Source organism: Isoptericola sp. GX10416, from assembly GCF_056590155.1.
The window spans coordinates 127482-151414 of sequence record NZ_JBWPVO010000008.1 but is presented as its reverse complement, the minus strand read 5'-3'; the positions used below and the strand labels follow the sequence as shown (position 1 = coordinate 151414).

At 73.3% G+C, this 23933-nt stretch carries 20 protein-coding genes and 1 tRNA gene; 8 read left to right on the top strand and 13 right to left on the bottom strand.

The window, feature by feature from the left end:
- Window positions 1-17: 17 nt before the first annotated feature.
- The 5 genes from ACWAT2_RS13125 to ACWAT2_RS13105 are packed head-to-tail and all read right to left on the bottom strand — an operon-like array spanning window position 18 to window position 4920.
- Window positions 18-668 (bottom strand): PIG-L deacetylase family protein, encoded by a 651-nt coding sequence (locus tag ACWAT2_RS13125; protein WP_402374465.1) that lies wholly within the window; start codon window positions 666-668, stop codon window positions 18-20.
- Window positions 665-1462 carry a glycosyltransferase family protein gene (locus tag ACWAT2_RS13120; RefSeq protein WP_402374463.1) on the bottom strand — a complete coding sequence of 266 codons (798 nt, stop codon included), beginning with the start codon at window positions 1460-1462 and terminating at the stop codon, window positions 665-667. Before ACWAT2_RS13120 ends, ACWAT2_RS13125 begins: the two co-directional genes overlap by 4 nt.
- Window positions 1459-2649 (bottom strand): class I SAM-dependent methyltransferase, encoded by a 1191-nt coding sequence (locus ACWAT2_RS13115; RefSeq protein WP_402374461.1) that lies wholly within the window; start codon window positions 2647-2649, stop codon window positions 1459-1461. Before ACWAT2_RS13115 ends, ACWAT2_RS13120 begins: the two co-directional genes overlap by 4 nt.
- Window position 2650: 1 nt before the next feature.
- Window positions 2651-3892, bottom strand: a complete 1242-nt coding sequence (locus tag ACWAT2_RS13110; RefSeq protein ID WP_402374459.1) for a methyltransferase domain-containing protein — start codon at window positions 3890-3892, stop codon at window positions 2651-2653.
- Window positions 3889-4920 (bottom strand): NAD-dependent epimerase/dehydratase family protein, encoded by a 1032-nt coding sequence (locus ACWAT2_RS13105; RefSeq protein WP_402374457.1) that lies wholly within the window; start codon window positions 4918-4920, stop codon window positions 3889-3891. The genes ACWAT2_RS13110 and ACWAT2_RS13105 overlap by 4 nt, the downstream gene beginning before the upstream one ends.
- Window positions 4921-5107: 187 nt before the next feature.
- Here ACWAT2_RS13105 and ACWAT2_RS13100 point away from each other — a divergent pair, with 187 nt between their 5' ends.
- From ACWAT2_RS13100 to ACWAT2_RS13085, 4 genes are read left to right on the top strand one after another with little or no spacing between them, the layout of a single operon-like run.
- A complete protein-coding gene (locus tag ACWAT2_RS13100) occupies window positions 5108-7141 on the top strand; it encodes a glycosyltransferase (RefSeq protein ID WP_402374455.1) in 2034 nt (677 codons plus the stop codon).
- Complete coding sequence (locus ACWAT2_RS13095; RefSeq protein ID WP_402374453.1) at window positions 7138-8454, top strand: O-antigen ligase family protein; 1317 nt, start codon at window positions 7138-7140, stop codon at window positions 8452-8454. The genes ACWAT2_RS13100 and ACWAT2_RS13095 overlap by 4 nt, the downstream gene beginning before the upstream one ends.
- The gene (locus ACWAT2_RS13090) at window positions 8454-9530 is read left to right on the top strand and encodes a glycosyltransferase family 4 protein (protein ID WP_402374451.1); all 1077 of its coding nucleotides are present in this window, start codon (window positions 8454-8456) and stop codon (window positions 9528-9530) included. The genes ACWAT2_RS13095 and ACWAT2_RS13090 overlap by 1 nt, the downstream gene beginning before the upstream one ends.
- On the top strand, window positions 9527-10720 hold the full coding sequence (locus tag ACWAT2_RS13085; RefSeq protein ID WP_402374449.1) for a glycosyltransferase: 1194 nt from the start codon (window positions 9527-9529) through the stop codon (window positions 10718-10720). Before ACWAT2_RS13090 ends, ACWAT2_RS13085 begins: the two co-directional genes overlap by 4 nt.
- Here the strand turns inward: ACWAT2_RS13085 and ACWAT2_RS13080 are convergent.
- From ACWAT2_RS13080 to ACWAT2_RS13050, 7 genes are all read right to left on the bottom strand, one after another.
- The gene (locus ACWAT2_RS13080; RefSeq protein WP_402374447.1) at window positions 10663-12429 is read right to left on the bottom strand and encodes a Wzz/FepE/Etk N-terminal domain-containing protein; all 1767 of its coding nucleotides are present in this window, start codon (window positions 12427-12429) and stop codon (window positions 10663-10665) included. The genes ACWAT2_RS13085 and ACWAT2_RS13080 overlap by 58 nt on opposite strands.
- A gap of 6 nt (window positions 12430-12435) precedes the next feature.
- Window positions 12436-13590, bottom strand: a complete 1155-nt coding sequence (locus ACWAT2_RS13075; protein ID WP_402374445.1) for a glycosyltransferase — start codon at window positions 13588-13590, stop codon at window positions 12436-12438.
- 120 nt (window positions 13591-13710) lie between these two features.
- A complete protein-coding gene (pth, locus tag ACWAT2_RS13070; protein WP_402374443.1) occupies window positions 13711-14313 on the bottom strand; it encodes an aminoacyl-tRNA hydrolase in 603 nt (200 codons plus the stop codon).
- Between the two features lie 179 nt (window positions 14314-14492).
- A complete protein-coding gene (locus tag ACWAT2_RS13065; protein WP_402374441.1) occupies window positions 14493-15095 on the bottom strand; it encodes a 50S ribosomal protein L25/general stress protein Ctc in 603 nt (200 codons plus the stop codon).
- Window positions 15096-15423: 328 nt separating this feature from the next.
- On the bottom strand, window positions 15424-16407 hold the full coding sequence (locus tag ACWAT2_RS13060; protein ID WP_402374439.1) for a ribose-phosphate diphosphokinase: 984 nt from the start codon (window positions 16405-16407) through the stop codon (window positions 15424-15426).
- Between the two features lie 43 nt (window positions 16408-16450).
- Window positions 16451-18082, bottom strand: a complete 1632-nt coding sequence (gene glmU, locus ACWAT2_RS13055) for a bifunctional UDP-N-acetylglucosamine diphosphorylase/glucosamine-1-phosphate N-acetyltransferase GlmU (protein WP_402374545.1) — start codon at window positions 18080-18082, stop codon at window positions 16451-16453.
- Window positions 18083-18180: 98 nt separating this feature from the next.
- Window positions 18181-18252 (bottom strand) — tRNA-Gln (locus ACWAT2_RS13050).
- Between the two features lie 240 nt (window positions 18253-18492).
- On the opposite strand from ACWAT2_RS13050, the gene ACWAT2_RS13045 reads away from it, so the two are divergent.
- The 4 genes from ACWAT2_RS13045 to ACWAT2_RS13030 all read left to right on the top strand — a co-directional run bounded on the left by ACWAT2_RS13045 (window position 18493) and on the right by ACWAT2_RS13030 (window position 22025).
- Window positions 18493-19089, top strand: coding sequence for a TetR/AcrR family transcriptional regulator (locus tag ACWAT2_RS13045; protein WP_402374543.1), 597 nt, complete (start codon window positions 18493-18495; stop codon window positions 19087-19089).
- A 154-nt stretch (window positions 19090-19243) separates the two neighbouring features.
- On the top strand, window positions 19244-20143 hold the full coding sequence (locus tag ACWAT2_RS13040) for a hypothetical protein (RefSeq protein WP_402374437.1): 900 nt from the start codon (window positions 19244-19246) through the stop codon (window positions 20141-20143).
- Between the two features lie 135 nt (window positions 20144-20278).
- Window positions 20279-20782 (top strand): MarR family winged helix-turn-helix transcriptional regulator, encoded by a 504-nt coding sequence (locus tag ACWAT2_RS13035; protein ID WP_402374435.1) that lies wholly within the window; start codon window positions 20279-20281, stop codon window positions 20780-20782.
- Entirely contained in the window at window positions 20775-22025 is a 1251-nt protein-coding gene (locus ACWAT2_RS13030; RefSeq protein WP_402374434.1) for an MFS transporter, read from the top strand. Before ACWAT2_RS13035 ends, ACWAT2_RS13030 begins: the two co-directional genes overlap by 8 nt.
- 61 nt (window positions 22026-22086) lie before the next feature.
- Here the strand turns inward: ACWAT2_RS13030 and ACWAT2_RS13025 are convergent, their stop codons facing one another.
- On the bottom strand, window positions 22087-23922 hold the full coding sequence (locus ACWAT2_RS13025; RefSeq protein WP_402374432.1) for an ABC-F family ATP-binding cassette domain-containing protein: 1836 nt from the start codon (window positions 23920-23922) through the stop codon (window positions 22087-22089).
- Between the last annotated feature and the right edge of the window lie 11 nt (window positions 23923-23933).

Below are 23933 nucleotides of genomic sequence, written 5' to 3'. Positions count from 1 at the left end.
CGCCCCGACAGACCTTGTCAGGCCGACGCCGTCAGGTCCAGCACGACCTTGCGGGCGACGAAGGCCTCGGCGTACCGCGACCGGCACTCGACGCCGCGCAGGCGCATGAGCCCGAGGAAGGTCTCGTGATCCCACCAGTCCCGGTCGCGCTGGGACGGGTAGACCTCGTCGAGCAGCTCGACCTTGCGGTGGGCGTTCGCGGTGCCGACCGGCACGTAGTGGGTGGCGCGTCCCAGGTCGCCGTCCCACTTGGGGATCTCGTACTCCAGGACGAGCACGTCGCGCCAGACCTGGGTGACCGTCTCTGCCAGGAGCGCGTGGTCCTGGTGCAGGTCTTCTCGGCGGGGGCAGAGGACCAGGTCGGGGAGAGCCACGTCCTCGCGGACGCCGACCAGGCCCTCCTTGAGCTCCGCCCAGCGGGCCGGGAGGCTGCCGTCGTCGAGGCCCAGGAAGTGGATGTCCGCACCGGGGAAGAACTTTCCGGCTGCGACACGCGCCTCGTCGCGGCGGCCGGGCGTCCCCGAAGCCACCACGACCGTCACCGTGACGTCGGGGCGCGAGGCGAGCTCGAGCAGGGTCCCTCCGCAGCCGATCTCGACGTCGTCGGGATGCGCGCCCAGGGCAAGGACCGACAGCGGGCCGGCGGCTACCGGTGTCAGCCCGATCATGCGCCGACCTCCTCGGGATGGCGTCGGCTCCAGATCTCCCACGGTGCCTCGCCGCGCTGGTGGAGCGACTCCAGGGTGGCCCTCTCCTTGAGCGTGTCCATCGGCGCCCAGAAGCCGTCGTGCCGCCAGGCGAGGAAACGGCCGTCGGCGGCGGCCCGGGGCAACGCGTCCCCGACGAGGTCCTCGCCCCGGCCGAGGTAGTCGAAGATGCCCTGCGTCAGGACGAAGTAGCCGCCGTTGATCCGCAGGTCCAGGTCCGTGGCAGACCGCACCCCGACCACCCGGTCGTCTGCGAGCGCGACGGTGTGGAACGAGTCGGGCGGGCAGACGGCCACCAGCGTGCCGACGGCTCCGTCCGCACGGACCTGTTCGACCATGCGGTCGAGCGGAACGTCCGTGAGGACGTCCCCGTAGTTGGCGAAGAACAGCTCGTCGTCGCCGAGGTGCTCGCGGACCCGCCGGAGCCGCTCGCCGATGGGCGTCTCGAGTCCCGTGTCGACGAACGTGATAGTCCAGTCCGCGATATCGGTGCCGAGCAGCTCGACCGACCGTCCTCCGTCGTGCAGGACGAAGTCGTTGGAGTGGGTCTCCTGATAGTTCAGGAAGTAGTCCTTGATGGCTCGGGCGCCGAAACCGAGGCAGAGGATGAACTCCTTGTGCCCGTAGGCGGCGTAGTAGCGCATCATGTGCCACAGGACCGGCCGGTCCCCGACGGTGAACATGGGCTTGGGCACCGGGTCCTCGGAGGCTCGGATGCGCATCCCCAGCCCACCGCAGAACAGGACGACCTTCATCGCGCTCCCTCTCGTCGTTCGACGGCGGCCCTCGCCGCCGGGTCCTTCTCGATGGGGTACGGATCGAGCACCACCCATCGACCGCCACGCTCCTCCACCTCCGGGCAGGTCTGGCGGACCTCGTCCAACAGCTCGGGGACGAACAGGACGACGCGGTCCGGCTGGAGCTCCGGGAGGGCCTCGGGGGCCACCACCGGTACGCGGCCGACCGGCAGGCACCGGCCCTGCTTGCCGGGCGCGGCATCGGCGACGGCGAGCAGCTCCCGGGTGCCCGTGCCGGACATCGTCAGTATCACCGGGGTCCGGGAAGCGGCGGAGTAGCCGGCGACCCGTAGGCCCACGGCGTCGCAGCGGGCGAGGTAGTCGCCCAGAGCGGCCGCGGCGCGGCCGGCGATGTCGCCGAGCGACCGCAGCGCCGCTGCGTCCAGCACACCGAGAGCGCGTTCCTGCCGTTCCAGCTGCGCGGCCGAACCGGCCGCACCACGAGATCCACGGTCCGACCCCGGCCTGGCGAGCACGAGCACCCCCGTCCCGCCCTGCAGCTCCGTCTCCCAGGCGCCGACCGGCACGAGGCCCGAGCGGTCCGCCATCGCGAGGAGCACCGGTGCGCTGAAGTAGCCGTAGTGTCCCGGCCGCAACGTGTGCCAGGACCCGGTCCGGAGGTCTCCTGCCAGGGAGTGGTACTGGACCACCAGGACAGATCCTGTCCCAAGACCACGTACCCGACGGTCCCACGCTGCCGCGACGTCAGCATCGTGCATGAGCCCGAACACGTCCAGCACGACGTCGGCGGGCTCGCCGTCGTCCTCCGACCAGGGGCTCGCGCCGGCGGCACGGAGCATCGGTCCCCAGTCCCCGCCGTGGGGGCTCGGAAACTGACGATACGTCGAGCCGGGCCTCAGCAGGCCCTCGGAGGCGAGTCTCGCCACGACCCGTCGTCCCTGCTCCACCATCGCCGAGGGTTCGACGCCGGGTTCTTCCACCGGCGGCCGACCGTCCTCCTCGAGCTGCGCGAGTCCGCACGTGGCGCAGAGGATCATGCGCAGCGGCTCCGTCGGGTCCGGGAGTGCATCGCCGGGACGGGGCAGCAGACCGGCGGGGGGCTGGTCGCCCAGGTCCAGCACGACGTCGCCGGCAGAGCCGCCGCACCAGCGACAGTGCCAGGCCGGGGCAGGAGGCCGCGTCACGTCACGTTCCGGGTTCGAAGATCTCGAGCCGGGGCAGCGCGACCACGAGCCTCGCCCCCCAGTCGGCCACGTCCGTGAGCTGAGCCGAGATCTCGCGGCGCAGGTTCCAGGGCATCACCACGACGTAGTCGGGCCTGGCCTCGTACAACGCCTCGACGGGGTAGATCGGGATGTGTGTTCCCGGCAGGAACATGCCGTGCTTGTGGGGGCTGCGGTCCACGGCGAACTCGATCAGGTCGGAACGGATGCCGCAGTGGTTCAACAGCGTGTTGCCCTTGCCCGGGGCACCATAGGCGACCACGCGCTTGCCCTCGCGGGAAGCTCGGACGAGAAACTCGACGACATCGTTGCGCACCCTCGCGACCTGGGTCGCGAATCCCCGATGACCGGCGAGCGTGTCGAGCCCTGCCGCAGCCTCGTCGGAGAGGACCGCCGCGACCGCTGGGCTCGGTCCGGGTGCGTTCTCCGTCGGAACCGACCACGTGCGCAAGGACCCCCCATGAGACTCCATCTCCTCGACGTCGACGACGGTCAGCCCGGCCGCGGCGAGCACACGCTGCGTGGTCAGCAGGGACAGGTAGGAGTAGTGCTCGTGGTAGATCGTGTCGTACTCGTTGCCCTCGATGAGGCGGAGCAGGTGCGGGATCTCGATGCTCACCCGACCGTCGTCGGCGACGATCTCGCGTAGACCTCGAGCGAAGTCGACGATGTCCGGCACGTGCGCGAACACGTTGTTGGCGACGACGAGGTCGGCACGTCCGTGCTCGGCAGCCACGCGCCGCCCGGTGTCCTCACCCAGGAACTCCACGACGGTCGGCACGCCTCGCTCGACGGCCACGCGCGCCACGTTCGCGGCAGGTTCCACGCCGAGGCATCGAATCCCTCGCTCCACCACGTGTTGCAGGAGATACCCGTCGTTGCTCGCGATCTCGACGACGAACGAGTCGTCGCCGAGACCCAGCCGGCTCGCGGCGTCGTCCACGAACTTGCGCGCGTGCGCGACCCAGGAGTCGGAGTAGGAGGAGAAGTACGCGTAGTCGCTGAAGATCTCGTCCGCCGTAAGGTAGGCGGGCAGCTGGACGAGCAAGCACTCGGCGCAGACCCGGACGTGCAGCGGGTAGAAGGTCTCGCCGTGGTCAAGCTGGTCGGACCGCAAGTAGCTCTCACACGGCGGCGACATCCCGAGGTCGACGAACGTGCGGGTCAGCTCCGCCCCGCAGAGCCGGCACGACGGGGCGCTCACGCCGCCACCCGGGTCCGCAACGTCGTCAGGTCGAGCCGGCCGGCGTCCGCGAGCGCCTGCACCGCCCGCAGGCGGACGTACCGCGGGCCCTCGAAGTCCTCGAGAGTCAGCCCGCGCTCCCCGGCGTGGGTCCAGATCTCCTGGATGCCGTCCGGAACGGTCCAGCGTGGCCGGAACGCCGGCAGGAGCTCGCCGATCTTGGCGAAGTCGACCTGGTAGTCGCGGGTGTCGGGTCCGGCCCCGTCGGCGAACGTCACGGGTGCTCCGGTGATCTCGCTGACCTGCTCGGCGATGGTGCGGATCTGCACGACGTCCTCGTCGCGGCCGACGTTGAACGCCTCGTCGTGCACCACCTCGCGTGGTGCCTCCAGGGCTGCGAGGAAAGCGTGCGCGATGTCGTCCGCGTGCACGAGCGGCCGCCACGGGCTGCCGTCGGACTGCAGCCGGACCTCGCCGCGGGTGAACGCGGTGCCGGTGAGGTTGTTGACGACGATGTCCGCCCGCAGCCGGGGGGAGGATCCGTAGGCCGTGGCGTTGCGCAGGTAGGTCGGGGAGAACGCGTCGTCGGCGAGCGCGGAGATGCCCTGCTCGGCCATGACCTTCGACTCCCCGTACGGGGTGACGGGGTTGAAAGCGCCGTCCTCGGCCACCTTGCCGTCCCCGGCCGCCCCGTAGAGCGAGCACGAGGAGGAGAACAGGAACCGCTCGACGCCGGCCGCCTTGGCCCTCTGCGCCATATGGATCGCGCCGCGCGCGTTGACGTCGTAGGTGGCCTCCGGGTGCAGGTGCCCGATCGGGTCGTTCGAGATCGCCGCAAGGTGCACGACGGCGTCGAACCCGGCGAGGTCCGCGGCGACGACGTCGCGGACGTCCCCGGTGCGCTGCTCGTACCCGCCGGGCTGCGGGCCGAAGTCGCAGCCGTCGTACCACCCGGCGTCGAGTCCGACGACGTCATGGCCCGCGGCCTGCAGGACGGGGACGAGCACCGCACCGAGGTAGCCCCGGTCGCCGTCGACGAGTACGCGCATGACACCTCTTCGATCCGTCGGGCCGCGGCCCGCACCGCTCGCGGCGTACCGCACGCACGGCCACCGCCTCTCGTCGTCGAACCTACTGCCGCCGTCGTCGGCACGACAGGCGCAGGGCGGGTGGAATGCCGGGTGAAAGTCGCCCCACCGGCTCGGTTCCGGGCCTCGACCGGTGGAGGATTGCGGCATGAAGGTCCTGCGTATCTCCCACAGCGCGGTCGTCGCGTCATGGCGGGCGCGCGAGGAGGCGCTGCGTGCCACCGGGGCGACCGTCCGGCTGCTGTGCGCTCGCACCTGGGACGTGGGCGGCACGCCCGTCGGCCTCGCGGCGCGGCCCGGCGAGGACGTGGTCGGTGCCCGGACGATCGGCCGCCACCCCGCCCTGTTCCTCTACACCCCCCGGCCGCTCTGGCGCGCGCTGGGCGAGGGCTGGGACGTGCTCGACCTGCACGAGGAACCCTTCGCCCTCGCAACGGCGGAGGTACTCGCCCTGCGCGCGCTGCGCCGTCTGACCGGCCGCACCGTGCCGCCGTACGTGCTCTACTCCGCGCAGAACATCCCCAAGCGGTACCCGTGGCCGTTCCGGTGGTTCGAGGCCCGCGCGCTGCGCGGTGCCTCCGGGGTCTCGGTCTGCAACGAGGGTGCGCGGCACGTGCTGCGCGGCAAGGGCGCGCGGTGCCGGATCGAGACGGTGCCGCTGGGCGTGGACACCGGCGTCTTCCACCCGGGCACCTCCGGGGCCGGACGGCGGCCCGACGGCGGGTTCCACGCCGTCGTCGCCGGGCGCCTCGAGCCGCACAAGGGCGTCGACGTCGCGGTCCGCGCCGTGCTCGACGACGACACCCTGACCCTGATGATCGCCGGCGCCGGGTCGGCGGAGGCCGAGCTGCGTGCACTCGCCACACCGGCCGGCGAGCGGATCCGGTTCGTCGGTCCCCTTCCCGCGGAAGACCTGGCCGCGCTGTACCGCGAGGCGGACGCCCTCGTCGTCCCCTCGCGCGCCACCCCGTCGTGGGTGGAGCAGTTCGGCCGCGTCGCGGTCGAGGCGATGGCCTGCGGCACGCCCGTGGTGGCGGCTGCGACCGGCGCGCTCCCCGACGTCGTCGGCGGTGCCGGCCTGCTCGTGCCGCCGGACGACCCGGCGGCGCTGCGGGCCGCCTTGCACCGCGTGCGGGACGAGCCGGGCCTGGCCGGGCGGCTACGCGTCACCGGGCTCGCCCGGGCGCGCGACTGCACCTGGCAGGCCGTGGCGGACCGGTACCGCGAGCTGTACGCCGCAGCGCTGTCGCAGCCCGGTGCGCCCGCCGCCCGCGGGCCGGGCCGGCCGGCGCCCGAGGAACGTCCCGCGCGGGAACCCGCCGAGGTGGTCCTGGTGGCCTACGGGGCCCCGGAGCTGGTGCAGGCGGCACTCGAGCCGCTGGCCGGCAAGCACCCGGTGACCGTGGTCGACAACTCCTCCCTGCCCGCGGTCCGCGACATCGCCGAGCGGCTCGGAGCGCGCTACCTCGACCCGGGTCGTAACCTCGGCTTCGCTGCCGGAGTCAACGTCGCCCTGGCCGACAGGCAGGCGCCGGACACCGACGTCCTGCTGCTCAACCCGGACGCGGTGGTCAGCCCGGAGACGGTCGCCGCGCTGGCCGGCGTCCTGCGCGCAGAGCCCGACGTGGCGAGCGTCGGCCCCGTCCAGACCGACGGCGAGGGCGCCGCCGCACGGGTCTCCTGGCCGTTCCCCTCCCCGGTCAGGTCGTGGGCGGAGGCGCTCGGCCTGGCGCGACTCGTCGGCCCCGGTCGGCACGGGACGTTCGTCATCGGGTCCGTCCTGCTGCTGTCCCGCGACGCGCTCGCCGAGGTCGGCGGCCTCGACGAGCGGTTCTTCCTCTACGCCGAGGAGACCGACTGGGCCTACCGGGCCGCCCGCGCCGGGTGGCGGCACGTCGTGGCCGAGGAGGCCACGGCCCTGCACCTGGGCGGGGCGACCAGCACCGACCCCACCCTGCGCGAGTCGATCTTCCACACCTCGCAGGAGCGGTACTTCCGCAAGCACTTCGGCCCGCTCGGGTGGACGACGGCGCGGCTCGCCCAGGTGGCCGGGTCGGCGGCCCGCGCCCTGGTCCTGCGCGACGGACGGGGCGCCGCGGCCCGACGACGGCTGCGGCTCTACCTGCGCGGCCCCGCCACGACGTCGGACCGGGTGCGGACCCGGCAGGACGAGGGCGCATGAGGCGGACCGGGCGGGCCGCCGCGTGGTTCCTCGTCGCGCTCGGGCTCGCGGGAGTCCTGATCGTGCTCGGCGCCGCGTCGATCATCAACCGCGAGTATGCCGGGATCGCCGCGCTCGCCGTGCTCGTCTGCGGGCTCCTGCTGCACGACCCCCTGAGCGTCCCGGTGGTCGCGATGCCAGCCGTGGTCGTCGTCGAGCGGTTCGGCTCCGGGGGCGTCGACCTGACGATCTCCGACATCGTGCTGTTCGGCGCGTTCTGGATCGCCCTGGTCTTCGCGCCGCGGCCGTTCTCCCGGCCGATGCGCGCGATGCTCTGGCTGAACGCGCTGTACCAGGTCGCCACGCTGTTCACCGTGGTCGCCAACCCCTACCAGGCGAACACCGTCGAGTGGTTCCACGCCTGGCTGCTGATCAGCGGCGCCCTCGTGGTCGGCTGGGCGGTCGGGCGCAGCGGTCGCGCACGCCTCGGGATGGCGCTCTTCATGGGCGCCTGCGGGGTGCTCGCCGTCGCCACGGTGGTCACCTGGGGCAGACAGGTCGCTGCCGGGGACCTGGGCCCGGTCTATCCCACGTGGCCGTTCAACATGCACAAGAACTTTGCCGGCGACGTGATCTCGTTCGCCGCGGTGGTGGCCTACGCCCGACCGGCCTGGCTGGGCTGGCCGAAACGCTGGGCGCTCCCGCTGTTCTGGCTCTGCACGCTCGCGGTCGTCGCATCCCAGTCCCGGCAGGCGATGATCGGCCTGGCTGTGGCCCTTGTCATCCTCGTGCTCCGGCCGGAACCCGGCCGACGGCGTTCCAAGCTCATCCTGCTCGCCGTCGCGATCGCCGCCGTGTACGTCCTGACCCTCGTGAGCGATCAGCTGGAGTCCGACAACCAGCACAACTCCGCCTACCAACGGCTCACCTGGTACGAGCAGGCGCTGTCCGTCTGGAATCAGAATCCGGCGTTCGGGGTCGGCTTGCGGTGGTGGACGGCGGATCGTGCCGACTACGCCTTCCAGCCGCCCAACGCCGAGCTGGAGGTCCTCACGTCAGCCGGCACCGTGGGCCTCGTCGGGTTCCTGGTGATGTTCGCCGGGATGATCGTGGTCCTGTGGCGGGTCGACCGCCGCTACGGGTCCCTCGCGCTGGCGCTCGTCGTCTCGCGCCTCGTGCAGGCGCAGTTCGACCTGTTCTGGGTGGCGATCCAGACCTCGATCCCGTTCCTCGTCGCCGGAGTCTGCCTCGGCGTGCAAGCCCTCCACGCCGCGCAGCAGACGCCCACGCCGAGCCTCGAGAGCGTCCTGCGTCCAGACCCGGCGGTCCGGTGATGAGGATCCTGCACGCCATGGCCTCCGACGGCTTCGCCGGGGTCGAACGGCACGTGGCCCGGCTGGCCCGCGCCCAGCACGACGCCGGCCACGCCGTCCACGTGCTGGGCGGGGCGCCCGGCCCCATGCTCGCCGAGCTGCGCCCCACCGGTTCGGGGCCGACGTACTCCCCCGCGACGACGACGGGGGCGCTCGTCCGTGCCCTGGTCCAGCACCGGCAGCTCGCCGACGTGCTGCACGTCCACATGACCGCCGCGGAGGTGGCGGCGACCGTGGCGTTCGCCGGACGCCCGCGGACCGCGATCCCCGTCGTCGTCAGCACCCGGCACTTCGCCCGCCGCCGCGGCCACGGGCTCACCGGCCCCCTGGTGACCCGCGTCGCCCGGCACCGGGTGGACCGGCAGCTCGCCGTCTCCCGCCACGTCGCCGCGCACGTGGACGGCGAGGCGACCGTGGTGCTGCCGGGCATCGACGACCGACCCGACCCTCCGCCGTCGGCCGCCCGCGACCGCACCGTGCTGGTGGCCCAGCGCCTGCAGCCCGAGAAGCGGACCGACCTCGCGCTGGAGGCGTTCGTCGCCTCGGGCGTGGCCGCGGCGGGATGGCGCCTCGACGTGGCCGGGGACGGCGCGTCGAGCGACGGGCTCGAGCGGCACGCGGCACGGCTCGGCCTGGAGCCCGGCACCCACGTCCGGTTCCTCGGCGCCCGCACCGACGTCGTCGACCTCATGCAGACCGCCGGGATCCTGCTGGCCCCGTGCCCGGTCGAGGGGCTCGGGCTGAGCGTCCTCGAGGCGATGGCCTCCCGGTTGCCGGTCGTCGCGTTCCCCGCCGGCGGGCACCTGGAGCTGCTCGACGGGGTGGCAGCCGTCTGCCTGCCCCCGTCCGGCGACGTCGCCGGGATGGCGCGGTCCCTGGCGGCGCTCGCGTCCGACGACGCGCTGCGGGACACCGTCGCCGACGCCGCGCTCGCCCGGCAACGGCAGCACTGCACGCCGGCCGCCCAGGTCGCGCAGACCACCGCCGTCTACGAGCAGGCGCTGCGGCACGCCCCGCTGACGGAGGTGCTCCCGTGACGTCCGGCCTCGTCGTGGTCTCCCTCGAACCCTGGGACGACGTCTGGCGCCGCAACCAGTACCTGGTGGCGGGACTGCTGCGCGCCGACCCGGGGTTGCGCGTGCTGTTCGTCGAGCCGCCGTCCGACCCGCTGCACGATCTGCGCCACTCCCGCCAGCCCCGGTGGTCGCGCGGGACCCGCCCGGCCGCTCCGATCGACGGGGTGGCCCCTGGCCGGGTGCTCACCCTGCGCCCCACGAAGGCCCTCCCCCGGCGGGTCGACCCGGGCGGGGACCGCCGCCGGGCCACCGCGATCGTGCGCGCGGCACGCCGCCTGGGTCTCGAGTCCCCGACGCTGTGGATCAACGACCTCGTCGGCGTGGACCTGCTGGACCTCACCGACTGGCCCGCGCTCTACGACGTCACCGACGACTGGCTCGCCGCCGATCGTTCCCCGGCCGAGCACGACAGGCTCGTCGCGGCGGAGGCGCGCGTGCTGTCCGAGGCCGCCGTCGTGACCGTCTGCTCGCCGGCGCTCGCCCGGGCGAAGGGCGCGGACCGCCCGGTCACGCTGGTCTCGAACGGGGTCGACGTCGCCCGGTACGCGCGGCCGGTCGCGCGGCCCGCGGACCTCCCGGCCGGACCGTGCGCGGTGTACCTGGGGACGCTGCACGGCGACCGCCTCGACGTCGCCCTGTGCCGTCGCACGGCGGAGCACCTGGGTTCCGGCGCCACCCTGGTGCTGGTCGGGCCCTCCGCCCTGGCGGCCGACGACGAGGCGGCGCTGCGCCGGTCCGGGGTGATGCTCCTCGGCGCCCGGTCGCACCGGGACGTGCCCGCCTACCTCCAGCACGCGGACGCCCTGGTGGTGCCGCACGTCGTCGACGCGTTCACCGACAGCCTCGACCCGATCAAGCTGTACGAGTACCGGGCCGTCGGGCGACCGGTGGTGTCGACGCCGGTGGCGGGCTTCCGCGACAGCGCGGACCCCCGCGTGACGTCGGTGGACGCCGCCGGGTTCCCGGCCGCGGTGGCCGCGGCGGTGCGGCGTCCGCTACCGGCCCGACCCGTGCCCGAGGACCTGCCGACCTGGTCGGCCCAGGCCGAGGCGATGGCTGCCGCACTCGCTACGGCGCGGGACAGCAGGGCGTCCTACTCCTCGGCCGACGGCGATACTTCCCGGAACGGGCGCCAGGCCGGCTTCGGCTGACCCGGCGCATGGCGCCGCGCGGCGCCCGGCTTCCGCGGGTCCGGCGGCACCGCGCCGGCCGGCGGGATCGTCACCGGCAGGGCAGGTTCGGACCGGTTCGGCGACGGCTCGGCCGCGGACGCCGCCGAGGCGACCGAGACCGCCGAGGCCGACGACGAGGCGCTCCGGCCGTCGGCGCCGACCCGACCGGGCGGGTCGGCGGGCGCTGCCGGACCGTCGTCGGCCGAGACCACGGCCCGCTGCTCCTCGTCGCCGTACACCGAGGCGTACTGGGTGCGGCGGTCGCCGCGGACCCCGGAGAGAGCGAGCCCAGAGATCGGGACGTCGTTGATCCGTAGCCGCTGGACGGCCTCCGCGAGGACGACCCGGTCCGTCCGCCCCGCCGAGGCCAGGATGACCACGCCGTCGGAGTAACCGCCGAGGATCGTCGCGTCGGCCGCTGCCAGAACAGGTGGCGCGTCGACCACGACCACGTCGGCACGCTGGCGCAGGGTGGCGAGGAGCTCCTGCACCTCGATGGTGGCAAGGTAGTCGGCCGGGTCCATGCCCGTGTCCGGGACGGGCTGCAGCTCGAGGTTCGGCACGGTCGTCGGCCGCAGCTCGTGCGCGGGCCCGGTCCAGCCTTCCGGTGCGGGCAGCCACTCGTCCAGCTGGGGCTGGCGCATGTCGGCCGAGAAGGCGATGGTGCGTTGTCCGCTCAACGCCCACGACGCCGCGAGGTTCGCCGCGATGAAGGAGCGCGGCGCCGCAGGGTCCGCTGCGGTCACCACGACCACGCTGTGGTGGTCGGCACCCAGCGAGACGCGCGACGCCGTGCGCAGCTCGCGGATCGACTCGGTGAACGGCGACGCCGCGCGGGCGGTGATCGGCAGCTGACGGATCGCCCCGGCGTGCTTGGCCGCCGCCTTGACGCCGTACAGCTCGGCGAGCACGTTCACCTCGCTCACCTCGACGGCCTCCTCCGCGGACCGCACGTGGAAGTCCAGTCCTCGACGGGCGAAGGCCAGACCGACCCCGGCCACGAGACCCAGCAGGACGGCGAGCCCGAAGATGCTCGAGCGGGGCAGCCCGAGCGCCACCGCGGGGCCAGCCTCCGTGACCAGGGTGCCTGGCTCGCTGATCGACTCCAGCGTGCTCCGCTGACCCGAGACTGCTTGGTACTGGGCGACGATCGATTCCTGTTCTGCGGTGGCGAGCGGGTCGTCCTCGTCGCGCTCGAGGACCTTCTGCACGTCCTCGAGCTGGGAGCGCAGGGCGTCGCGTCGTTCGTCGAGGATGGCGACCTGAGCGGCGATCAACGTCGGCAGGTGACCGACGTAGGACGCCGCGAAGGCGTCGGCGAGATCCTGCGCCGCCTGTGGCGAACCGGCCTCGGCGGTGACCGAGACCGTCCGCAGGTCCGGGTCGTACACCGCACCCACCGCCGGGACCAAGGTCTCCGGGGGCCCGTCGAACCCGAGCTCGTCGGCCGCGGCCTGGGCGACCGGATCGGACGTGACGATCTGCGGATCGACGTCGCTCAGGGGCGGTATCGCGGTGTTCTCGCCCGTGACCGAGTCGACGCCGTTGATCTGGACGACGGCCGTGGACTCGTAGACGGGCTGCAGCCGGTCCAGGTAGACGTACGCCCCGCCCACCACGAGGAGGACGGCCACCAGGACGTAGTACTTGCCGGCCCAGACCACCTGCAGGAATTCTCGGACGGTCACCCGCGGTCACCTCCCACTCGTCGACGCCCCCGACGGACGAGCGCGCTGCGTCGTCGTCCCCACGGCCGCGCGCAACCGGTCCGCGAACCTCTCCTGCGAGAAGGATCTCACGTGCCGCCGCAGCGCGTCCGGTGACCATGACGCCCGCAGCGCCTCGTCCGTCGCGGCCGCGAACTGCTCCGGCGCGTTGGCCGCGACGTGCCGCCCGGTCACTCCGTCGACGACGGTGTCGAGATAACCGCCGGCCCCCAGCACCACTGCGGGGCGCCCGAACGCTGCCGCCTCCAGCGGCGAGAGCCCGAAGTCCTCGTACGACGCGGCCAGCAGCAGGGCACAGTGCCGGTACAGCCATCGCAGCTCGGCGTCGTCGACCCGCCCGGTGAACGTCACCGCGGCATCGCCCGCCATCCGCTCGAGCCGGGCCCGGTCCGGCCCCTCGCCCACGACGACGAGGCGGGGACCGCCGACGAGCCGCGCGGCGCGGACCAGCACGTCGACGTTCTTGTACGGCAGCAGCCGCGCGACGCACAGCAGGAAGCCCGGCTCCAGCCCCGGCACCGGCCGTTCGTCACCCGCGGGCATCATCGCGGGCGGCGGGGGCACGATCTCGGCCTCGATGCCGTACACCTCACGGACGGCGTCCCGGGTCACGGTCGAGTTGGCCAGGTAGAGATCGGCCCGGCCCGCGGCGTCGGCGTCCCACCGCCGCAGCCGAGGTGTGAGCACGTCCAAGGCCGCGCGGGCCAGACCGGCGCGTGCCCGTTCCGGCATGCTTCGTCCGTCCTGCCCCGACAGGTAGCGGGCACGCTGGTAGAGCCAGCGTGCCGGGGCGTGGCAGTAGACGACGGTGCGCCCCGCGCCCCGGTACCCGTGCGCCCACCCGGTCGAGCTGGCCAGGAGGACGTCCGCCTCGACCACCTGGGCGTCGATCGCGCCTGCGAGCCAGGGCAGCGCGAGCCGGTGGTGCCGTCGCAGCACACCCCAGCGATTCAGCCGGGAGGTGCGCAGATCGACGTCGGCGAACTCCGGGAAGGTGCCGTCCGGGTCGTAGAGCGTGGTGAGCACCGGAGCACAAGGGAAGGCCCGAGTCATCGCGAGGGCGACCCGTTCGGCGCCGCCACGCTGTGTGGCGTAGTCGTGGGCGAGCACGACGTCGGTCATCCGGTGCTCCTCGGCGCAGGGTCGAACGTCCCGTCAGGCTACGTCGCCGTCAGCGCCCGGAGGAGACCTCGGCACCGTTGTCACCCGGGTGAAGATCGGCGCCCCGGCACCGTGCGCCGCTCAGCCGCGCTGGTGGTACTTCCCCTGCGCGGCCAGCAGCCCGTCGGTGACGACCATCTCGACGGCGTCCGCCGCGTCGTCGACGAGCATCGGCAGGTCCTTGCGCTCCGTGGCCGAGAAGTCGCGCAGCACGTAGTCCGCCGTGTCCATGCGACCCGGCGGGCGCCCGACCCCGACGCGCACGCGGACGTACTCCCGCGCGCCGAGCGCCTTGGAGATGTCGCGCAGGCCGTTGTGCCCGCCCTCGCCACCGCTCGCCTTGAGCTTGAGCGTGTCGAACGGGATGTCCACCTCGTCGTGGACCGCGAGCACGTGGTCTGCGTCGATCCCGTAGTACTGCGCCAGCGCGGAGACGGGTCCGCCGGACGTGTTCATGTAGGTGGTCGGCTTGGCCAGGACCACGCGCGGGCCGGGCGCACCGCCGGGCAGCGTGCCCAGACGGGCCTCGGCGACCACGGCCTGTGCCCGCGGGTGCTTCGCGAACCGGCTGCCGGTGCGCTCGGCGAGCAGGTCGAGCACCATCTGGCCGACGTTGTGCCGGTTGCCGGCGTACTTCGGTCCGGGGTTGCCGAGCCCGATCACGAGCCACGGACTGTCGGTCATCCCACCTGCCCCTTCATGTTGTGGGCGCGAAATCTGGCCCGGAAGATCCTTTTTATCCTGATATGGCACACAGATTTTGCGCCCACAACGTCGGAGCCTAGTTGCACGACGCAGAACGCCCGACGGCGGCGCGGGGCCGCCGTCGGGCGTTCGGGTGCTGCTGGCTCGTCAGGCGAGGGTCACTCGGCGGAGCCGTCACTCGCGGCCGAGGCCGACTCGGCCGACTCCTCGTCCGCGGACTCCTCGCCGCGCGGCTCGGAGATCGCGACGACGGCGTACGAGGCGTCCGTGAGGAGCTCGACGCCTTCCGGCAGCTCGATGTCGCCGGCGAGGATGTGGTCGCCCGGCTCGCGGCCCTCGATGGAGACCTCGATGGAGTCCGGGATGCTCGTGGCGTCGGCCTCGACGGACAGCGTCTGCTCCTCGACGAAGTGGATGGAGCCCGGCGCGGACTCGCCCACGACGTAGACGGTGACGTCCACGGCGATCTTCTCGCCCTTGGTCACGAGGAGGAGGTCGATGTGCTCGATCTCCACGCGGACCGGGTGACGCTGGACGTCCTTGACGACCGCGAGGTGCTGCTCGCCGTCCACGTCGAGACCGATGAGCGCGTTCGTCTGGCGGACGGCGAGCATGGTCTCGTGACCCGGCAGGTTGATGTGCAGCGGGTCGGCGCCGTGCCCGTAGAGGACGGCGGGAATCTTGCCGGCACGGCGGGCACGACGGGCGGCCCCCTTGCCGAACTCGGTGCGGGCCTCGGCGGCGAGCTTGATCTCGGCCATGTGGATCACTCCTGCTTAAGGTCTGTGCGTGCCGACGACCAGAGGGAGCCGTCGGCTGTCCGCGAAGGGGAACCGGCGCGGACGGGCGGCTGCGTCGGCGTGGGACACGTGACGGACGCGATCGTGGGCGCCGCACGGTCGGCGCGGTGCGCGCCCTACCGGCAGCCGCCCAGTCGATCACGGAAATCCGACGGATCCAGCTCTGCGGGCGATTCTTGCGAAAAGCCGGCGCCCGTCAGACGTCCCTCGCCGAGGCAACCTGGTTACTGTACCTGGCGCGACGGCGCGGAGGGAAGTCGGGTCCGGCCGCAGCCCTGTCGGCCTCGTCTCAGCTGTTGCCGTCGAACAACGAGGTGACCGAGCCGTCGTCGAACACCTCACGGATGGCCCGGGCGAGGAGCGGCGCGATCGAGAGCACCGTCAGGCGGTCGAACCGCTTGTCGGCGGAGATCGGCAAGGTGTCGGTGACCACGACCTCCGAGACGCCGCACTCGCTGAGCCGCTGGCCGGCGGGGTCCGAGAGCACGCCGTGCGTCGCCGCGACCAGCACGGACTTCGCGCCGGCGTCCATGACGACCTTGACCGCCTCGGCGATGGTGCCGCCGGTGTCGATGAGGTCGTCGACCAGCACGCACTCACGCCCCTCGACGTCACCGACGACCCGGTTGGCGACCGCCTGGTTCGGCCGGGTGACGTCACGGGTCTTGTGCACGAACGCGAGCGGGCTACCGCCCAGCTTCTCGGCCCACTGCTCCGCGACGCGGATGCGGCCGGCGTCCGGGGAGACCACCGTCACGTTCGAGGTGTCGACCCGGGTGCGCACGTACTCGGTGAGCACCGGCATCGCCCACAGGTGGTCGACCGGCCCGTTGAAGAAGCCCTGGATCTGCGCCGTGTGCAGGTCGACGCTCATGATGCGGTCCGCGCCCGCGGTCCGCAGCAGGTCGGCGACCAGACGCGCCGAGATCGGCTCGCGGCCCCGGGACTTCTTGTCCTGGCGGGCGTAGCCGTAGAACGGCGTCACCGCGGTCACCGTGCGGGCCGACGCCCGCTTGGCGGCGTCCACCATGAGCAGGTGCTCCATCAGCCACTGGTTGACGGGGGCGGTGTGGCTCTGCAGCAGGAAGATGTCCGCACCACGGACCGACTCACCGAACCGCACGTACGTCTCGCTGTTCGCGAAGTCGTACGCCGAGAGCGGCAGCAGGCCGATGCCCAGCTCCTCGGCGACGGCGTCGGCGAGCTCAGGGTGCGCCCTGCCGGCCGCGAGGACCAGGTTGCGCGCTCCGGTACCGGGGATCGAGGTGTTCATCAGGGAGGTTCTTCCTTCGTACGGGGTCACGGTGGGCGAGCGATCAGGCGGACTCGGAGGACTCCGGTGACCCGGCGTCGTCGTCAGGCACCACCGGGACGGCCCCGGTGAGGGCGTTGTGCTCGGCCAGCTCGCGCTGCGCCTGGCTGCCGAGGGCGCCGGGCCTCTCGCCGGCCCCGTTGGCCCGCGCGGCGGCGTCGGCGGCAGCCGTCCCGGGACGGCGGCGCTCGACCCAGCCGTCGACGTTCGTCTGCTGCGAGCGGCTCACGCCGAGGGCTCCCGCGGGCACGTCGCGCGTGATGATGCTGCCCGCACCGGTGTAGGCGCCGTCGCCCACCGTCACCGGCGCGACGAACATGTTGTCGGCCCCCGTCCGGGCGTGCGAGCCGATGACGGTGCGGTGCTTGTGGACGCCGTCGTAGTTGACAGTCACCGAGGCCGCACCGATGTTGCTCTGCTCCCCGATCGTGGCGTCGCCGACGTACGACAGGTGCGGCACCTTCGAGCCCGCACCGATCTGGGAGTTCTTCGTCTCGACAAAGGTCCCGATCTTGCCCCGCTCACCGAGGACCGTGCCGGGGCGCAGGTACGCGAACGGCCCCACGCCGGCCCCGGCGCCGATCACGGCGAGCGAGCCGTGGGTCCGCACGACGGTGGCGTCCGGGCCGACCTCGACGTCGGTCAGCGTGGTGTCCGGCCCGATGGTGGCGCCGGCCTCGACGCGCGTCGCCCCGTGCAGCTGCGTGCCGGGCAGGAGGGTGACGTCCTGGGCGAGCTCGACGTCCGCGTCCACCCACGTGGTGCCCGGGTCGACGACGGTCACGCCGGCGCGCATCCAGTCGGTCAGGATGCGCCGGTTGAGCTCGGCACCGAGCGTCGCCAGGGCGAGGCGGTCGTTGACACCCTCGACGAGCATCGGGTCGTCGCTGAGCAGGGCGCGCACGGCCCCGCCCTCGGCCCGGGCCGAGGCGATGACGTCGGTGAGGTAGACCTCGCCCTGCGCGTTGTCGGAGCCCAGCCCGCCGAGGCCACGGCGCAGCACCGCGGCGTCGAAGACGTAGACCGACGAGTTGATCTCGCGGATCTCGCGCTGCTCGGGCGTCGCATCGGCGTGCTCGACGATCGCGACGACGTCGCCGGTGCCCTGCTCGCGCACGATGCGGCCGTATCCGGTGGCGTCCTCGAGCTCGGTCGTCAGGATCGTCACGGCGTTGCCGTCGGCGTGGTGGGCGGTGAGCAGCTCACCGAGCGCGGCGCCGTCGAGCAGCGGGATGTCCCCGGCCAGGACGACCACCGAGCCCTCGAGGCCGTCCCCGAGCGGGTGCTCCGCGCCGTCGTGCACCTCGGCGGCGGTCGCGAGGTCTGCGGCCACGGCAGCGTGGGCGCGCGCGTCGAGCGCGTCCAGCGCGCACTGCACGGCCCGGCCGGTCCCGGGGATCTCGTCCTGGTCGACCACGAGGGCGGACTCGTCGAGCTCGAGCGCCGCGGCGGCGACCCGCTCGCGCTCATGGCGCACCACGACGGCCACGTGCACGGGGTCGAGCTCGCGAGCCGCGGTCATCGCGTGCCCGAGCATGGATCGGCCGCCGAGGGCGTGCAGCACCTTGGGGGTCGCGGACCGCATGCGTGTCCCTTGCCCGGCGGCGAGGACGACGACGGCGGCCGGTCGCGGCATGCCGTTCGACGCTCGCGTCGGGCCGTGGGCTGCGTGCTGGTCGCCGTGAGGGTCCGTGGAAACCACCGGTACTCCGTCTCTGTCGGGTGTCGCGAGAGCTCCGCCCCCAGGATTCGAACCTGGACCAAGGGCACCAAAAACCCGTGTGCTGCCGATTACACCAAGGCGGATCGGTGCGCCACGGCGGCCCGGGGTCCTCCCCGCAGCACGCGGTACTGCCCACCTGCTGCGCACCGCCGTCACGCGTCCGGGGCCCAGTCTGCCAGGTCGCCGGGAGTGGCTCGCGCACATCCGGGCGAACCGGACGTGAGCGCCACGTGGCGCAGACCACATGGTGGCCCGCGCGGACCAGGCATGATGGACCCATGCCTGCCGACTCCCGCGCGTCCAAGCGTGCCCCGCGTGCCCGGATGACCGCGAGCCAGCGCCGGGAGCAGCTGCTCGCGGTGAGTCGCGGCCTGTTCGCCGCCAAGGGGTTCGAGGGGACCAGCGTCGAGGAGATCGCCGCCACGGCGGAGGTGTCCAAGCCGGTGGTGTACGAGCACTTCGGTGGCAAGGAGGGCATCTACGCCGTCATCGTCGACCGGGAGGTGCAGAGCCTGACGTCGGCGCTGACGGGCGCGTTGGCCGAGGGCGGGCACCCCAAGCTCATGGTGGAACGCACCGCGCTGGCCCTGCTCGGCTACATCGAGGCGTCCGAGGACGGGTTTCGCATCCTGGTGCGGGACTCCCCCGTGGCGCAGGCGACCGGCACCTTCTCGTCGCTGATCGGCGACGTCGCCGCGCAGGTCGAGCACATCCTCGCCGACCAGTTCAAGGGCAACGGGCTGGACCCGAAGATCGCGCCGCTCTACGCGCAGATGCTCGTCGGGATGGTGGCGCTCACCGGTCAGTACTGGCTGGACGCCCGGCGTCCGAAGAAGGCCGACGTGGCCGCCCACCTGGTCAACCTGGCCTGGAACGGCCTGGCGGGCATGGAGCGCAAGCCGGGTCTCATCAACAGCTGACCCCCTCCTCTTCGCCGCTGTGGGTGCACGACGCGCCGCCTGACTCATGCCTCAACCGGCGTGTCGTGCACCCACAAGCACGCGGGGCGAGGGGTTGTCCACAGATGCGGGGTGGGCCCTCCCGCCGCGCCGGGCGCCCGGGCACCGTGTGCCCATGCCTCCCCCACCGCTCGACCCGCGCATCCCTCTCGACCGACCGTTCCGGGTGTCCGACGCCGTCCGGCACGGCGTCCCCCGTCACCGGCTCCGCTCGTCCCGGTTGGCGACCCCCTTCCGCGGCGTCCGCTCCGCCGCGCTGCCGGAGAGCCTGGCCGACACCTGCCGCGCGCTCGCCGAGCGCCTCGGTCCCGACGTGGCGTTCTCGCACACGACGGCGCTCGACCTGCTCGGCGTCGAACGCCCCTGGACGCTGGAGCACGACGACGCCATCCACGTAGTCACCGGCAGGCAGCAGGACCGGCCGCGGTACGACGGCGTGGTCGCGCACCGCTCGCGGCAGTCGTTCCTGGAGGTCGTCGAGCACGACGGGCTGCTCGTCACGACGGCGGCCCAGACGTTCGTGCACGTCGGCGTCGGGCTGCGGCGACCCGACGACGTCGTCGTCCTCGGGGACGCGATGATGCGCCGCCAGCACTCGCTCACCACTGTCGCGGGGCTGACGGACCTGGCCGAGCGCACGCGCAAGGTCAAGGGCATCACCCAGGTGCGTGAGCAGATCTCGCGCATGCGGCCGGGCACCGATTCCAGCCCGGAGACCGTGACGCGCCTGGGACTGGTCGCCGGTGGTCTGCCGTGCCCGCGGGTGAACGAGGTCGTCACCGACCCGGAGGGCCGGTACGTCAAGCGCGTCGACCTCGTCTATCCCGCCGAGCGGATCGCCATCGAGTACGACGGCGACCAGCACCGCACCGACCGGGCTCAGTGGCGTGAGGACGTCCGCGCCCGACGGCGTCTGGAGGAGCTCGGCTGGATCGTGATCGTCGTCGTCGGCGACGACCTGCGCGACCTGCGACCCGTCGTCGCGCGCGTCCGTGCGGCCCTGCGTCGCCACTGACCCCGCCCCCCCTGATCGTTGTGGGTGCACGACGCGCCGTCAGACGGAGTCCCGTAGCCGCGTGTCGTGCACCCACAGCGATCAGGGGGCGCGTCAAGAGTCTTGACGTCGAGAGACCCGCGATACGCTCGTCGCATGGACAGCACGCGCACCGGGGACGAGGTCGACCGCATCGTCGCGGCCTGGCGCCGTGAACGACCCGACCTCGACGTCGAGCCGCTCAGCGTCTTCTCCCGGATCAGCCGGCTGGCCCGCCATCTCGACCGTGCCCGGCGCGGCGCGTTCGCCCGCCACGAGCTCGAGACCTGGGAGTTCGACGTGCTCTCCGCGCTGCGTCGGGCCGGCGACCCCTACCGGCTCTCCCCCGGCACGCTGGTGGCCCAGACCCTCGTGACCAGCGGCACCATGACCAACCGCATCGACCGGCTCGAGCGCCGGGGCCTGGTCGAGCGACACCGCTCCCCGGACGACCGCCGTGGCGTGCTCGTCCAGCTCACCTCGTCCGGTCGCCTCCGCGTGGACGCCGCGATGAGCGACCTGCTCGACGTCGAGACCCGCGTCCTCGACGCCCTGCCCGCCACGGAACGCCCCCGCCTCGCCGACCTGCTGCGCACCCTCGGTGCGCAGTTCGATGCTTAGCCCGTCCGACGGCGGCACCCGCCCTGGCGGCGTGCTCACCACCAGCGCCGGCTGGGGCGCGCTCGGCGCGCTGCTGCTCGTGGCGCTCAACCTGCGCGCCCCCATCACGTCGCTCCCGCCCGTGGTCGACCAGGTCGCCGCAGGGCTCGGCCTGTCCTCCGGTGGAGCCGGCCTCCTGACGTCGGTGCCGGTGCTCTGCTTCGCGCTGTTCACGCCGACGGCGGCGGTACTGGTCGGTCGGCTCGGTCCCGAGCGCACCATCCTGCTCGCCCTGGTCGGCGTGCTGGGCGGAACGCTGCTGCGGTCCACCGGGTCGGTCCCCACCGCGCTCGCCGGGACCGCCGTGCTCGGTCTCGGCATCACGCTCGGCAACGTCGCCGTGCCGGTGGTCATCGCCCGCGACTTCCAACGGCGCGCAGCCGCCGTCACCGGCGCCTACACCGCCACGATGAACGTCGGCTCCACCTTCACCACCGTGCTCACCGTGCCCCTGGCGGTCGTGTTCGGCTGGCAGTGGGCGCTGGCCGGGTGGGGACTCCTCGCCGTGGCAGCCCTGGTCGTGTGGCTGCCCACGGGCCGGGCGCTCGCCGTGCGCCACACCGGGGTGCCGCCGTCGGCCGCTGCGCCACCCACCGCCGGGGCGCTCGGTGCGCAACGGCGGCTCGTGGTGCTGCTGGCGCTCGCGTTCGCCGGGCAGGCCTCCGGGTACTACGCGATGACGGCGTGGCTGCCCGCGATCCTGGCCGACCGGCTCGGGATCGACGCCGCGGCCGCAGGCGGGGCGGCGGCGCCGTTCCAGCTCGCGGCCGTGGCCGGCGCGTTCCTCGTGCCGCTCGGGATGGCGGGGCGGCTCTCGGCGCGGAAGGTCGCCACCGGGCTGTCGGTCATGTGGCTGTCGCTGCCCGTCGGGCTGCTGCTCGCACCGCACGCCTGGTGGCTGTGGGTGTGCCTCGCGGGCGCAGCCCAGGGCGGCAACTTCACGGTGATCTTCACGCTGATCGCCCAGCGCTCGCCGTCCGTGGCGACCGCCCGCCGGGCCTCCGCCGTCGTGCAGACCGCCGGGTACGCGTGCGCGGCGACGGCCCCGACGGTCCTCGGCGCGGTCCACGAGGCGACGGACGGCTGGACCGTACCGCTGCTCGTGGCGACCGGGCTGCTGACACTCATGGCGGTGACCCTGTGGCTCGCCTCGGGCCGGCCGCGTGGCGACGCGTTGTGGGTGCACGACACGCCGTCTGGCTGAGCCGCCGGACGGCGTGTCGTGCACCCACAACGACGGGGGCGGGGGGCGGGGACGACTGGCGTCACTCGGCGATCTCGGCGGCCTCCAGCCACTCCATCTCGACCTCGTCCTTCTCGGCGAGCAGCTCGCGCAGCCGCGCGTCGAGCCGCGCGACACCCTCGTAGTCCGTCGGGTCGGCGGCCATCTTGTCGTGGAGCTGCTTCTCCTCCTCGACCAGCTTGGTCAGCCGGCGCTCCAGCCGCTGCACCGCCTTCTTCGCCGCCCGCTGGTCCGCGGGCGACGCCGTGGGCCCGGCAGCACCCGTGCCCGACGACGGCACCTCACCGCCGCGCGGCAGGCCGGAGCCCGCCGGACCCGCGGCCGCAGCACGACGCAGCTCCAGGTACTGCTCCACTCCCCCGGGCAGGTCCCGCAGGGTCCCGTCACCGAGCAGCGCCCACTGCCGGTCGCACACCCGCTCCAGCAGGTACCGGTCGTGGGAGACCACGATGAGCGTGCCGGGCCAGCCGTCGAGCAGGTCCTCCACCGCGGCGAGGGTGTCCGTGTCGAGGTCGTTGGTGGGCTCGTCCAGCAGCAGCACGTTGGGCTCGGAGACCAGCAGCCGCAGGAGCTGCAGCCGACGGCGCTCACCCCCGGACAGGTCCCGTACCGGCGTGTGCGCGCGTTCGCGAGTGAACCCGAGCCGTTCGGTGAGCTGGCCCGCCGTCATCTCCTTGCCGTCCACGACCACGGTGCGCTTCTCGGCGTCGACCACCTGCACGGCCGTCCGGTCGCCGACCTCGTCGAGCTCCGTCACCTCCTGGGTGAGCTCCGCGACCTCGACCGTCTTGCCGCGGCGCACACGTCCGTCGTCGGGCTCCCGTCGCCCCGCCAGGAGCGCGAGCACCGTCGTCTTGCCGGCACCGTTGACCCCCACGAGCCCGTAGCGGTCGCCGGGCCCGAGCCGCCACGTGACGCCGTCCAGCAGGGTGCGCTGCCCGCCGTCCGGCCGAGGGACGGAGACGGTGACGTCCTCGAGGTCGAGCACGTCCTTGCCGAGGCGCTTGGTGGCCATCTGGGTGAGCTCGAGCGTGTCGCGCGGCGGCGGCTCGTCGTCGATGAGCGCGGCCGCGGCGTCGAGGCGGAACTTCGGCTTGGACGTCCGCGCGGGCGCCCCGCGCTTGAGCCACGCGAGCTCCTTGCGCAGCAGATTGTTGCGCTTCTCGGCCGCGGCGGCCGCCTGCCGCGACCGCTCGGCGCGGGCCAGGATGTAGGCGGCGTACCCGCCCTCGTAACCGTCGACGGCGCCGGTCCCGTCGCCGCGGACCTCCCACATGCGCGAGCAGACGGCGTCGAGGAACCAGCGGTCGTGGGTCACGACGACGAGCGCGCCCGTCGCGCCGGCACGGCCGTACCGGTCGCGCAGGTGCTCGGCCAGCCAGGCCACGCCCTCCACGTCGAGGTGGTTGGTGGGCTCGTCGAGCAGCATCACGTCCGGGTCGGTCACCAGCAGCGCCGCCAGCGCGGCCCGACGGCGTTGCCCGCCGGAGAGGGTCGACACCGGCTGGTCGAGGTCCAGGTCGGCGAGCAGCCCGGAGTGCACGGCGCGGATGCGGGCGTCGGACGCCCACTCGTGCGTCGCGTCGTCGCCGTGCACCAGGTCGAGCACCGTGGCTCCGGGCCGGGCCTCGTCGCGCTGGTCCAGCATGCCTAGCCGGGAGCCGCCCACCCGGGTGACCCGTCCGCCGTCGGGCGTCGCGGTCCCCGCGAGGAGGCGCAGCAGGGTGGACTTGCCGGCACCGTTGGGTCCGACGACGCCGATCCGGTCGCCGTCGTCGAGGCCGAGCGAGACGCCGTCGAGCAGGGTGCGGGTGCCGATGGTCAGAGAGATGCCGTCCGCACCGAGAAGATGAGCCACCCCAGAAGGGT

Bases quoted from the DNA above. Each gene is read 5' to 3' on its own strand.
- ACWAT2_RS13125 (WP_402374465.1), bottom strand. From the start codon at position 668: ATGATCGGGCTGACACCGGTAGCCGCCGGCCCGCTGTCGGTCCTTGCC.
- ACWAT2_RS13120 (WP_402374463.1), bottom strand. From the start codon at position 1,462: ATGAAGGTCGTCCTGTTCTGCGGTGGGCTGGGGATGCGCATCCGAGCC.
- ACWAT2_RS13105 (WP_402374457.1), bottom strand. From the start codon at position 4,920: ATGCGCGTACTCGTCGACGGCGACCGGGGCTACCTCGGTGCGGTGCTC.
- ACWAT2_RS13100 (WP_402374455.1), top strand. From the start codon at position 5,108: ATGAAGGTCCTGCGTATCTCCCACAGCGCGGTCGTCGCGTCATGGCGG.
- ACWAT2_RS13095 (WP_402374453.1), top strand. From the start codon at position 7,138: ATGAGGCGGACCGGGCGGGCCGCCGCGTGGTTCCTCGTCGCGCTCGGG.
- ACWAT2_RS13090 (WP_402374451.1), top strand. From the start codon at position 8,454: ATGAGGATCCTGCACGCCATGGCCTCCGACGGCTTCGCCGGGGTCGAA.
- ACWAT2_RS13075 (WP_402374445.1), bottom strand. From the start codon at position 13,590: ATGACCGACGTCGTGCTCGCCCACGACTACGCCACACAGCGTGGCGGC.
- pth (WP_402374443.1), bottom strand. From the start codon at position 14,313: ATGACCGACAGTCCGTGGCTCGTGATCGGGCTCGGCAACCCCGGACCG.
- ACWAT2_RS13065 (WP_402374441.1), bottom strand. From the start codon at position 15,095: ATGGCCGAGATCAAGCTCGCCGCCGAGGCCCGCACCGAGTTCGGCAAG.
- ACWAT2_RS13060 (WP_402374439.1), bottom strand. From the start codon at position 16,407: ATGAACACCTCGATCCCCGGTACCGGAGCGCGCAACCTGGTCCTCGCG.
- glmU (WP_402374545.1), bottom strand. From the start codon at position 18,082: ATGCCGCGACCGGCCGCCGTCGTCGTCCTCGCCGCCGGGCAAGGGACA.
- ACWAT2_RS13045 (WP_402374543.1), top strand. From the start codon at position 18,493: ATGACCGCGAGCCAGCGCCGGGAGCAGCTGCTCGCGGTGAGTCGCGGC.
- ACWAT2_RS13040 (WP_402374437.1), top strand. From the start codon at position 19,244: ATGCCTCCCCCACCGCTCGACCCGCGCATCCCTCTCGACCGACCGTTC.
- ACWAT2_RS13035 (WP_402374435.1), top strand. From the start codon at position 20,279: ATGGACAGCACGCGCACCGGGGACGAGGTCGACCGCATCGTCGCGGCC.
- ACWAT2_RS13030 (WP_402374434.1), top strand. From the start codon at position 20,775: ATGCTTAGCCCGTCCGACGGCGGCACCCGCCCTGGCGGCGTGCTCACC.